The following is an 11449-nucleotide window of genomic DNA, read 5'->3' as shown; positions in this document are numbered from 1 at the left end:
CTTTCGGTGTATTTACCGCTCTACCTAGGGGAAACACCCAAGCAAAAACACCTACAGATTAATTTTCAAACTGGCGTTAACTACTAAAAATCTGTTTCGAGAACGTTTTCTACACGTTGTTCAGCATTTTCGAGCATCTGCCTGCATAATGAAATTAAGCCGATGCCTTCTTCAAAAAGTTTGAGGGAGTCCTCAAGCGGTAGTTCGTTACCCTCTTCGAGTTGTTCAACAATTTGTGTCAGTTTTTTGAGTTTTTCTTCAAATGTCATTCTCTATCTATTACTCCTTCAGGTTTTTGGTTAATTCTGATGTACCTGAATCGGACACGGCTATTCCTCAGACAGGAGTTCCTCAATGCGGCATCCGATCCGTCCGTCTGCGAGTTGAATCTCAACCCTATCGCCTATTGACACCTGTTCAGCCGAGGTGAGTACCGCTCCATCTGTTTTCCGACTGATACTATACCCCCGTTCCAACGTAGCTAACGGACTTAATGCGTTTAAACGTTGTGCGAGGGTTCGTAAGTCGCGCTCACTATTAGAAAGACATCGCGTCATAGCATTCCGACATCCAGTCTCTAAGTCATCTATCCTCTGGGAGAGTTGATAAAGTGCGTCCTTTCGCCGTGTCGGTGAGAGCCGTGTCTCAAGGTCTTGAAGGCGTGTTTTGTATACCTCAAATCGGTCATTTATGATTCTACGCAGCCACGCGTCATATCCGTCTAATTGTGCGAACAGTTCATCCTGATCTGGAACGATATGTTCAATTGCCGCCGAGGGGGTCGGTGCCCGGTGATCTGCCACCAAATCAGAGATCGTGGTATCTGTCTCGTGCCCAACTGCGGACACGACGGGAATCGCAGATGCGAAAATTGCACGTGCCACTATCTCTTCATTGAACGCCCAGAGATCCTCAATGGAACCCCCACCGCGTCCGACAATTAACACATCTATGTCGTCCCGTTGGTTCATCACCCTGATTGCTTCAACAATCTCCGCAGCAGCCCCATCCCCTTGTACTCGGCTCGGATGGAGCCAGACCTCGGCTAACGGATACCGCTTGCGGAGCTGTTGGCAGATGTCATGAAACGCTGCCCCTGACGATGACGTAACAACACCGATTTTCTTAGGATATTCTGGCAGCGGTTTTTTATGTACTGGATTAAACAAACCCTCTGCAGCAAGTCGCTCCTGCAATTCCTCAAAAGCCTGTTGCAACGCACCGACCCCCAAGGGTTTCACCGCGCTCACCGTAATCTGATATATACCCTGAGGACCATAGATTCCAACCTTTCCTTGGACCTGCACTTCTTCGCCATCGCGAATTAGAGAGCGAAAACGGGTAGCATTGCTCCGCCAAAGGACGCATTTAATTTGGTTTGCCTCATCTTTGAGCGTGAAATAGATGTGCCCCGAACTATGATGTATGCAATTCGATAGCTGTCCACGCACATACACATTTTGAAAGGGTTGATGTCGCGCTATCAGACGGTTCAACAAATCTGTTATTTCGCTGACACTGTGGACAGCCCGCGTTGCTACTGGTATTTCCAATTGCATATCTAATTGCATATCTGTTTAACGGAAGTCCTCCACCGTATGTTTACTGTTAACGTGAGTTCGATACTAACAATGCCCGATAGATGTATGTGTTTTCCCCAAGGTTGAGCCGTAAATGATCAAAACGTCCCCTTTTTGTCCAGAGCATTCCGCTTTTCAATCCCCTATTCCTACAGATAACGTAGCGGAACCCAGCAAACCAAACGCTGTCGGTGTAATAACACGTTGGGTTTCACTGGTGTTTCAGTACTTTAGATTTTTCAATGAACTTGAAAGTCATTGGCGTTGTAGTGTTTTTTAGTAGTTCCCGTTCAACCCAACCTACAAGACTAATCTTCTGTAGGAGGGATATCCGAATCCGGACGTATTTGAAACTGGCTGCCGACTGCTGATTGCTGACAGCCTGTCTAATACTGATGCTGGAACGGCACGATGCTCACTGCGAGACCGGTTTCTGGATCAAGTTCTATCTCGGCACCGCAGATCTTGACGTTCCGTTTGGCAACCCTGAATCGGGTGGGCATCATCGTCAAAAACCGTTCAAGTACATCGTCAACTCTTGTGCCGATTACCGAGTCATAGGGTCCTGTCATACCGACATCTGTAATGTAAGCAGTGCCTTGTGGCAGGACACGCGCGTCCGCTGTCTGAACGTGCGTATGCGTGCCGATCACCGCCCCTACTCTGCCGTCCGCGTGCCAACCCATCGCAATTTTTTCAGAGGTCGCCTCCGCATGAAAGTCAAGGAGGATATAGGGGGTCACGGCTTTCACTTCAGGTAAAATCGAATTGAGCGCATGAAACGGATTGGTATAAGGACTCATGAAAATCTGTCCGGCGAGATTGATGACACCGAGTTGAGTTTGTCCATCATTGGATGCAACAATGGTTACACCGCGCCCTGCGACATCGGTCGGATAATTCGCAGGCCGTATCAGTTGCGGTGTTGTATCTACAAAACGGAAAATCTCTCTATTATCCCAGACATGGTTCCCAGTTGTAATCGCGGAGACCCCGGATGCCAAAAGTTGGTCGACGATGTCAAACGTTAACCCTTTACCACCTGCTGCGTTCTCTCCGTTTACAACGATGAAGTCGTATGTGTCCTGATGTTCTTCCAGAAATTGCGCTGTTGCGGCTCTGCCCGGATTTCCAACAATATCCCCGATAAACAGTATTTTCATATTTAATGGCTATCGGCTATCGGCTTTCAGCCATCAGAAAAGAGGGTTCTGATGAACCAGAGGTCTCTTGCTGATCGCTGACGGCTGATTGCTGACGGCTACTCTCCTTCCAACTCCGCAAGCGTAAAAATGGATGCAAACGAACACCCGATCGCATTAATTTTCGCAGCACCACCCGCCTGTCGATCAATAGCTGCTATAACGTGTTCCACTGTATATCCCGCCGCTCGGATCTGCTCAATCGACGTGCAGACCTGTCCTGCAGTCGTAATTACATCCTCTATAACGACAAGTTTACTGCCTTCCTTAGCACCGCCTTCAATAAGATTGCAAGTCCCGTATGTTTTCGCTTCCTTCCGCACGTAAAAACAGGGCAGTTCCGTTTGCAACGAGAGCGCAGTTGCGAGTGGAATGCCACCTAATTCTAAACCTGCTAAACCATCGCATTCGGCCGGTAGTAATTTCGCCATCTCTTCAGCAATCGCAGTAAGCAGCGTTGGGTTACTCTCGAACCGATATTTGTCCCAATAGAAGTTGCTGATATTCCCTGAGCGGAGTACGAATTCTCCTGTAAGATATGAAACAACGCGTATCTGTTTCGCGAGTTCTGTTTTTGTCATATTTCTTATAGCCTTCAGCAGTCAGCAGTCAGCCAGAGAGTGCTGTGGCGGGAAGTATTATGCAACTGCCCCAGATGTTCCCTTCTGAAAGTTCTCACTGCGAAGCATACTGAAAGTCGATAACCCTTCTTTACTGATCGCTGACAACTGACAGCCCTTAAAATACCTCAATATGTGCGGTATCGTCTGCTATTACTTCTCCGATAACAGCTGCCTCTGGACAATCCGCGGCACGGAGGTCTGCTACTGCCGCGTCGGCATTCTCAGCAGGCAGTGAGAACAGCAGACCGCCAGACGTTTCCGCCTCCATCAAGATATGCCGTATTGCCTCGCTATCGGTGTGGAAAGTAACCTTATCGGCGAGGAACGTCATATTCGCAAGGTAGGCTTGCGTGTAGGTATCTTGTGCAACGAGTGCAGGAGCGTCAGCGAAGTATGGCACAGCACTGCTATCAATTTTGAGGCGAACATCGTTACCCGCTGCCATCTCGGAGGCATGCCCTAACAAGCCGTACCCTGTAACATCTGTACATGCGCTGGCTCTGTACTTCAGCATAACGGATGATGCGGAGGCATTGAGGCGAGTCATGGATTCGACGAGTTGTGGTAAGACAGCATCGCTGATTTTATCGAATTTTAGTCCTGTGGTGAGAATACCGATGCCGAGGTTTTTGGTAAGAATAAGCACTTCACCGGGACGCGCACCGTAGTTCTTGACGAATTTCTCTGGATGCACGATACCCGTTACGGAGAGTCCATACATCAACTCTGGGGCATCCACGGTATGCCCACCGACGAGTGCTGCACCCGCCTCAATAGCCTTTTCAGTGCCACCTTGGACAATGTCACCGAGAATGGATAGATCCAAGTCAGCCTTGGGCCAACACGTGATGTTCAACGCCGTTTTCGGAACGCCACCCATGCTGTAGACATCACTCAATGAGTTTGTCGCGGCGATCGCACCGAAGGTATACGGATCGTCTACGATAGGCGTGAAATAGTCCACCGTGTTAACGAGTGCGAGTTCGTCAGAAATGCGATAGATCCCAGCGTCATCGGAGGTTTCAGTGCCGACGAGTAGATTCGGATCCGTGGATTTCGGAATTTTACCTAAAATGTGCGCAAGCTCACCCGGAGCGAGTTTTGATGCTCACCCGGCACATTTGACGGTCGCGGTGAGTCGAATTTTCTCTTGTGTCATAGCGACTTGGTTGGAAGCGAGGGAGGTTGGAAGGGAGGTTACCCACTCTTCCTTTCTTCCTTTCTTCTATTCCATTCCCTTTCTTGTGCTAAATTGTTACTGCAGGTCCGACAAAACAGATTTCACGTAAGCCACGCTCCGACCATCTTGGTGGAACTGATCACCGTCGCGTATTCCTTCGATTGCCAGATACCCTTCATAGTTGACGGCTAACAACGCCGCGATCGCGAAGCGGTAGTCGATTTCACCGTCGGGAAGCGGGGCTTGGACATAGATAGCCGTTTCCAGATCGGGGATATGCACACGATAGAGGCTCTTGCAATGCCAATAGTTGACGTGTTGCGCAAGCGCGACGATCGCAGCTTCGCACGATTCCTCTGGAGTATCGTAAGTCCAATAGATGTTGCCTAAGTCGGGATTCAGACCGACATTCGGTGCATCGATTAATTCTAACAAATGTAATGCCGACCAGCTGTTATCCGCAATCGAGTTTTGATGGATTTCTATGGAGATCTCTACGCCCTGATCTGCGGCGATACCGGCGACTTCGCTCACTGCTTTTGCGGTGCGTTCATAATCCACTGCACTTGCGAGACGGCTTGAGCCTTGTGAAACGGTTTCACCGCGATACGTGCCTTTACCGTTCGGGTCGCGCGGTGGTGTGGTAACGGTGGAATTCACGACACCCGCGCCGATACTCGCTGCGAAATTAACAGCGTTTATCATACTTTGCTTGTTGGCAGCGGCGACACGCGGATGTGCGGCACCACCACCACCACGAATCGCAACACATGGAACACCGGCATCTTCAAGCTCCAAACGGAGCGTCTTGGCTTCGGCTTCAGGGAGGTTCATCGCAGGGAGTTCAATTCCATCAAATCCAATCGCTTTGGAATGATCCAAAAACCGTCGTCGATCTGTTGCATCGGTGGGTAACCCGCCACCGTTGTAGGGATAGGATGCACATCGTCTAAAAGCGTAGGCAATCTTCATTAAATCTCTCCTTGAAATAGATGTACTACAGCCTGCTGAAATTGGCGAAAGAGTTGAGGGTTTACAGCATCTATTGCTGTGGGAGTCTTCCGAGCGTCGTTGCTATCGGAGGCCCCTTGTTGCGGTGCGATGTCATTTCCATCGGAGTGGGTGTTTGCACCGCTGTCATGTTTAGACAGTTTACCACGAACGACGCTTTTTTGTAAAGCCGCGTCTCGATCAGCGATCGCACCGAGAATACTGCGGTAATACCACGCCTGATCCTCGACGCCACCGTGGAACCGATCCCATACGGCATCACCAATGACATCGTACTCTGAAATAATAGTGCGTAGATTATGAAGTTTGTCGGCACATGTTACACTGCAGACTTCGGGACTTGCTGTTCGTAACGCCTCAATCCGTTCGGTCTTGCGCGCTCGCCACCGCAGTGCTTTGTTCTCTGAACACCCGTCGACGATGTCTGCGATAGCGTCGCCAAAATGTTCTCGAATGAATTCCAGGGTCAGATCGGTATCCTCAACGGTATCGTGCAGGATACCTGCAATAATTACGACTTCGGTGCATCCCGCATCCATTAAAATAAGACCGACGGCGTAAGGGTGTGTGATATAGGGCGTGCGAGTGCCTTTCCGATATTGCCCTTGGTGGGCTTCAGCGGCGACTTCTATTGCTTCTTCAATCTGATTTTTCCGGGTACCGTTCTGCGTCATGCTTTCCAATCGTGCTTGAATTGTCTTATGCTGCTGTTAGAAAATACGAGACTTAAAGATTGTTAAATGATACACTATTTTCAGTTAACCCGTCAAGGTATTTTTAGTTTACAGTAGGAGATTCCCATACGGGCAGGCACAAGACCTGCCCCTACCGCTAACTGCCATTTTCCTGACAACGGTAGGAGATTCCCATACGGGCAGGCACAAGACCTGTCCCTACCGCTAACTGCCATTTTCCTGACAACTGACTGAGGGATATACTATGACCACACTTGCTATCGCCGGAATCATGCACGAATCAAACACATTTAGCGGCACCCCCACCGACGCTGCTGCGTTCTCTCAAACCCATGCCAGTAATATAATAAAGACCTGGGGAGAAGCACATCATGAAATAAGTGGATTTATTCAAGGCGCGACAGCGTTCGATTATACGATCTATCCGACATTCATGGCTTCAGCAACGCCAGCAGGACGCGTGACGGACGATGTTTTCGACCGGATGACCGAGATGTTAATCCAGCACCTCAAATCCGCACCGCAGCATGACGGACTCCTTCTCGCACTGCACGGCGCGATGGTCGTCGAGAGTTATCCCGATGGCGATGGCGAGGTGTTACGACGGCTCCGAGATGCCTTCGGTTATGACCTACCGATTGTTGTCACGCTTGACCAGCACGCGAACGTCTCCGAGCAGATGGTCGCTGAATCGACGGCACTCGTGATTTACAAAACAACGCCGCACATCGATCAACGCCAACGCGGGCTACAAGCAGCAGAATTAATGATGCGGATACTGCGAGACGAGATTACACCGACGCAAGCACTCGCCAAACCACCGATGCTCCTCAATATCCTATATCATGTTACCAGCGTGCCGCCGATGGCACCTATTCTCAACGCCGCGAAGCAGTTAGAAGAAAATCCGAATATCCTCGTCGGGAACGTCGCCGTGGGGTATCCGTATGCCGATGTTCATGAAGCCGGACCCGCCTTCGTCGTCGTCACCGATGATGATCCAGAACTCGCTCAGACGGAAGCCGATCGGTTATCCGATATGCTCTGGAACGTCCGTGGTGAACTCACGCTCAATCTTCCCGATGCTGCGCGAGCAGTCGAGGAAGCCATCCAATCTGAAAATCATCCCGTTATTCTTGTCGAAATGGGGGATAATATCGGTGGTGGTTCACCCGGGGATAGCACTTTTATCTTAGCGGAGTTGGTCGGGCAGGAGGCATCCGGATATGTTGTGGTCGTCTACGATCCAGAGGCTGTTCAAAGCTGTATTCAGGCGGGTGTCGGGGGGACGGTTTCGCTTGAAGTCGGTGGAAAAGCGGACGACCTGCACGGCGATCCTGTCCCGATTCGCGGCACTGTCCGTCTCATCCATGACGGTCAGTACATAGAAACGCAACCTCGGCACGGCGGTCAGAGATACCACAATCAGGGCTTGACAACTGTCGTGGCAGTCGGAGATTCTCTGGTTGTCCTGACGAGTCGGCGGCAGACCCCGTTTAGTCTCCAGCAACTCTACAGTCTCGGTATCGATCCAACGGAGATGCGGATGATCGTCGTGAAAGCCGCGGTTGCCTATCGCGCTGCCTATGAACCCATTGCAGGACAGATTATCGAGGTAGACACACCTGGCTTGACTGCCGTGAACCCGCTACATTTTGAATATCACGACATCCGTCGCCCGCTGTTCCCATTAGATTGAGACAATTATGGAATTTCGTTGATTTTGCAATGGATTACCTATTATAATATTCACAGTGAATTTGAGTTGATATATTAGCAATGCGATCAGATTCGTGGAGGAAACTATGGTATCTGCTGCTGCACGAACTCGCCTAACTCCCAAAGATTACATCACCATTGAGCGCAAAGCACCCTTCAAAAATGAGTTCATCAAAGGAGAAATAGTCGCAATGTCTGGTGCCAGTCGCTCGCACAATCGCATCACGGGGGATGTGTTTAATGGGATTTCCAATCAATTAATCGATAGTGAGTGCGAAGCCTTCATCGGCGACATGCGTGTCAAGGCTGGCACGACAACTTCCTACTTTTATCCAGATGTGGTCGTTGCCTGTAAGGAACTCCGCTTTGAAGACCACGTTTTCGACACGCTCCTCAATCCGCGTATTGTTGTGGAGGTACTCTCCCCATCAACCGAAGCCGATGATCGAGGTGAAAAATTCGCACGTTATCGGCAGATTCCCGCCTGGCAAGAATACATCCTGATTTCAGAAGATAAAGTGCGCGTGGAACACTATCTTCGTCAAGGCACGGAGTGGATTTCAACGGAATTCCGTAAACTTACAGATGTGTTACCGCTTATTTCTATTGATTGCGCACTTCCGCTTCGCGACATTTATAGGCGCGTCACATTTTAATTTGGAGACACAGCCATGGCATTTAGCGATTTCAAGACAATCTCTGAAGTGCAAGAAAGGTTCAATATCACATACTCAGAAGACGACTTTGTTGAAAGTGAACCGTCAAGTCCATCAGCGGAATTCTTGAGAGACTTTGAATTTACACGGGACCACATCCATGTTTTCGCCTCTGAAGCTGCACGGTGTGAAACAATTATCTTTCCTGTTTTGAAGGAGACCTACAAAGTTTATGCCGATCGATACGCCCTCTGGATAAAGCAAGCCATCATTTATGATGAAATCTTGAACGGAACGCCGGATTATTTTATTTCTACCCGATCCGAATTAGGCAAAACCGTCGTCGGAAGCCCGCTGATACTCCTTGTTGAGGCAAAGAAAAACGATTTTGAACAGGGATGGGGACAATGTCTGGCGGAGTTGATAGCTGCTCAAAGAATAAACGCGAAAGAAATGAATGGAAGCACTACTTTTCCGGTATACGGAATTGTCACCGATGGAACGTTATGGCAATTTGGGCGACTTATCGGTGATACGTTCACACAAAACCGAACGGACTTCGCCTTGGCACATTTACCAACGCTTTTTGGGGCGGTTGATTCCGTCTTCAAAGCCACAACCCACCTGTAAACAGATGACCCTCTGGACCCACCAAAACAGGCGTATCCCTTAACGACAAATTCTTTGTGTTCCTCTTGGCGTTTCGTGGTCATTTTTCCTTAAAATGTTACGTTTTTATAACATTTTTAAATTGGCATTTCTGTGCGGGTTTTCGGTTGAGAATCCAGTGGGGACGTGGTATTCGTGTGTGTTTCCCGGTTGCGATTCTGTGTGGGAAAAAAATAATTTGGCGAAAAGTGTAACTTTTTTCATTTTTTCGTCTGAATCGCGGATTATCACGGATTAGACAGATGACGCGGATTTCATAGCCTCAGCGGTGGTTTGTGTTTGGTGGATGTTCTGTAAATAACGGTCGCAACGTGTTTGAAAATTCATATTTTATTTCACGGTTAGTCTTATTAGATTGATGATGTGGATTCGGAAAAAACGTGTTTTTCATTATACGTTCTCTACTTCTTAGGTGCAAGGCTTTTTACGATATAGACAGAGGTATTCAATCCCTCTACAATTTTGGTATATGGGAGGGTGTTGTACCACTGTAGGGGCAGGTCTCGTGCCTGCATATTACTATATCGGATGCCAAATCCCGAAAGTCCGCGATTCAGACAATAGATACTATGCATTTCCCAATTGGAAATAAAATACATTTGACTTTTTAAACTATTTATATTATTATTAAACTATTTATATTATTATTAAACTATTTATATTATTATTAAACTATTTATATTATTATATATCGTAATTTTAAATCAACTAAAATTGGTGTTTATATTTTTAAGATTTAAGGAGAGCAATATGAAGCAAAATGTGAAGAATCAGAATCTATGCGGTATATCTTCAGAAAGAGTCAAGGCAGATATACCACCTTTCGCTGTTCAATCGCTTGTTAGAAAGCAGGTTACCCAATGATCAAAACAATCCACTTGACCACTTTGAAGTTAAGTATCCTCGTCCTATCCCTTTGCCCTGTTTTATCCCTGGGTGGTTGTGGATCGATGCGATACACAGGAGAATCTCTAATGCTTGACACTTGGGAGGTCTCGACTCTCGACGCAGCAGGTTTCAACCCTGAGTCGATTATTGAGGCGACAAACCGCATACGAAACCAAGACTATAAGAATATTCATAGCCTTCTAATCGTACGAAATAGGACATTGGTATATGAGGAATACTTTGCTGGCATCGATGGCCACAAAGGATTTGTCGAGTTCGATAAGAACAAACTACACGATCTGCGATCTGTTTCAAAGAGCGTTGCATCAGCGTTAATCGGTATTGCAATTGACCGCGGATACATTGAATCCGTTGATGTACCCATATTTCAATTCTTCCCAGAATACGCCGACCACCGGACTGACGAGAAAAACAGGATAACATTGAAACATTTGTTGACGATGACGGCTGGGTTTGAATGGGATCAATCTGGTGCACATCAGTCAGAGCCTGATTCCCTCAACTCCGAGGCACAAATGGAGAACAGTGCCGATTTCATAGAATATGTCCTGTCAAAAGAGATGTCAGACGAACCCGGTGAGCGTTTCAATTACAATAGTGGTTGCACGATCCTCCTCGCGGGTGTAATTAAGAACGTCTCAGGAATGCACGCGGATCAGTTTGCAGAGAAGTATCTCTTTCGTCCCTTGGGAATCAATCATCATGATTGGTTTCGAACGGCAAACGGGTTACCCCAGACTCACGCAGGATTGTTGCTGCGCCCACGGGACATGGCCAAAATCGGACAGCTCTATCTTGATCAGGGACGATGGAAGGACCAGCAGATCTTCCCTGCCTCCTGGGTCAGTGAGTCTACAAAACCGCATTCTAAAAACGAAGGGTACGGATTCGGTTGGTGGCTCGATAGCTTTTCGGTCCAAGGCAGAACTCTCAAAGGCTACGTTGCCGCAGGTAACGGAGGTCAGTTTATATTTGTGATCCCGGATATACAGATGGTAATCGTTTTTTCAGGTGGTAACTACGGCTCCTCAATTGCGAACCAGGCATTCAAAATTGTGAACGAATATGTACTTCCGTCAGTCAACAATCATCTTTGAAGATGGATCTGTTGATGCTGTCCTCTCCGCGCTAGTGCTGTGTCAAGTTGAGTTTGATAGTATTGTCAGTTGGGTTGAAGGGATTTTCCCTGTAGGGGCAGTCCCTTG

11 protein-coding genes are annotated in these 11449 nt (G+C 48.1%); 4 read left to right on the top strand and 7 right to left on the bottom strand.

Going from position 1 to position 11449, the window contains the following annotated elements:
• Positions 1–83 precede the first annotated feature (83 nt).
• From xseB to J4G07_09245, 7 genes are all read right to left on the bottom strand, one after another.
• Positions 84–269: an exodeoxyribonuclease VII small subunit gene (xseB, locus tag J4G07_09275; protein MCE2414182.1), complete on the bottom strand. Its 186-nt coding sequence runs from the start codon at positions 267–269 to the stop codon at positions 84–86.
• A gap of 60 nt (positions 270–329) precedes the next feature.
• A complete protein-coding gene (gene xseA, locus J4G07_09270; GenBank protein ID MCE2414181.1) occupies positions 330–1571 on the bottom strand; it encodes an exodeoxyribonuclease VII large subunit in 1242 nt (413 codons plus the stop codon).
• Between the two features lie 395 nt (positions 1572–1966).
• On the bottom strand, positions 1967–2743 hold the full coding sequence (locus J4G07_09265; GenBank protein MCE2414180.1) for a TIGR00282 family metallophosphoesterase: 777 nt from the start codon (positions 2741–2743) through the stop codon (positions 1967–1969).
• A gap of 98 nt (positions 2744–2841) precedes the next feature.
• Positions 2842–3363, bottom strand: a complete 522-nt coding sequence (pyrE, locus tag J4G07_09260; GenBank protein ID MCE2414179.1) for an orotate phosphoribosyltransferase — start codon at positions 3361–3363, stop codon at positions 2842–2844.
• Positions 3364–3520: 157 nt separating this feature from the next.
• Entirely contained in the window at positions 3521–4564 is a 1044-nt protein-coding gene (selD, locus tag J4G07_09255) for a selenide, water dikinase SelD (GenBank protein MCE2414178.1), read from the bottom strand.
• Positions 4565–4660: 96 nt separating this feature from the next.
• Positions 4661–5557 carry a sugar phosphate isomerase/epimerase gene (locus J4G07_09250; GenBank protein MCE2414177.1) on the bottom strand — a complete coding sequence of 299 codons (897 nt, stop codon included), beginning with the start codon at positions 5555–5557 and terminating at the stop codon, positions 4661–4663.
• On the bottom strand, positions 5557–6270 hold the full coding sequence (locus tag J4G07_09245) for a bifunctional (p)ppGpp synthetase/guanosine-3',5'-bis(diphosphate) 3'-pyrophosphohydrolase (protein ID MCE2414176.1): 714 nt from the start codon (positions 6268–6270) through the stop codon (positions 5557–5559). Before J4G07_09245 ends, J4G07_09250 begins: the two co-directional genes overlap by 1 nt.
• Before the next feature lie 265 nt (positions 6271–6535).
• On the opposite strand from J4G07_09245, the gene J4G07_09240 reads away from it, so the two are divergent.
• The 4 genes from J4G07_09240 to J4G07_09225 all read left to right on the top strand — a co-directional run bounded on the left by J4G07_09240 (position 6536) and on the right by J4G07_09225 (position 11341).
• The gene (locus tag J4G07_09240) at positions 6536–7990 is read left to right on the top strand and encodes a M81 family metallopeptidase (protein ID MCE2414175.1); all 1455 of its coding nucleotides are present in this window, start codon (positions 6536–6538) and stop codon (positions 7988–7990) included.
• Between the two features lie 106 nt (positions 7991–8096).
• On the top strand, positions 8097–8666 hold the full coding sequence (locus J4G07_09235) for a Uma2 family endonuclease (GenBank protein ID MCE2414174.1): 570 nt from the start codon (positions 8097–8099) through the stop codon (positions 8664–8666).
• A 15-nt stretch (positions 8667–8681) separates the two neighbouring features.
• The gene (locus J4G07_09230) at positions 8682–9296 is read left to right on the top strand and encodes a hypothetical protein (protein MCE2414173.1); all 615 of its coding nucleotides are present in this window, start codon (positions 8682–8684) and stop codon (positions 9294–9296) included.
• Between the two features lie 1013 nt (positions 9297–10309).
• Positions 10310–11341, top strand: coding sequence for a serine hydrolase (locus tag J4G07_09225; protein ID MCE2414172.1), 1032 nt, complete (start codon positions 10310–10312; stop codon positions 11339–11341).
• Positions 11342–11449 lie beyond the last annotated feature (108 nt).

The sequence above is a fragment of the Candidatus Poribacteria bacterium genome (genome assembly GCA_021295715.1).
In the GTDB taxonomy this organism is placed as follows: Bacteria; Poribacteria; WGA-4E; order WGA-4E; family WGA-3G; genus WGA-3G.
The sequence above is the reverse complement of the archived record's forward strand: the minus strand, read 5'-3'. Positions and strand labels throughout refer to the sequence as shown.

Coding starts and splice junctions, on each gene's coding strand:
- xseB (MCE2414182.1), bottom strand. CDS start 269: ATGACATTTGAAGAAAAACTCAAAAAACTGACACAAATTGTTGAACAA.
- xseA (MCE2414181.1), bottom strand. CDS start 1,571: ATGCAATTAGATATGCAATTGGAAATACCAGTAGCAACGCGGGCTGTC.
- J4G07_09265 (MCE2414180.1), bottom strand. CDS start 2,743: ATGAAAATACTGTTTATCGGGGATATTGTTGGAAATCCGGGCAGAGCC.
- pyrE (MCE2414179.1), bottom strand. CDS start 3,363: ATGACAAAAACAGAACTCGCGAAACAGATACGCGTTGTTTCATATCTT.
- J4G07_09250 (MCE2414177.1), bottom strand. CDS start 5,557: ATGAAGATTGCCTACGCTTTTAGACGATGTGCATCCTATCCCTACAAC.
- J4G07_09245 (MCE2414176.1), bottom strand. CDS start 6,270: ATGACGCAGAACGGTACCCGGAAAAATCAGATTGAAGAAGCAATAGAA.
- J4G07_09240 (MCE2414175.1), top strand. CDS start 6,536: ATGACCACACTTGCTATCGCCGGAATCATGCACGAATCAAACACATTT.
- J4G07_09235 (MCE2414174.1), top strand. CDS start 8,097: ATGGTATCTGCTGCTGCACGAACTCGCCTAACTCCCAAAGATTACATC.
- J4G07_09230 (MCE2414173.1), top strand. CDS start 8,682: ATGGCATTTAGCGATTTCAAGACAATCTCTGAAGTGCAAGAAAGGTTC.
- J4G07_09225 (MCE2414172.1), top strand. CDS start 10,310: ATGCTTGACACTTGGGAGGTCTCGACTCTCGACGCAGCAGGTTTCAAC.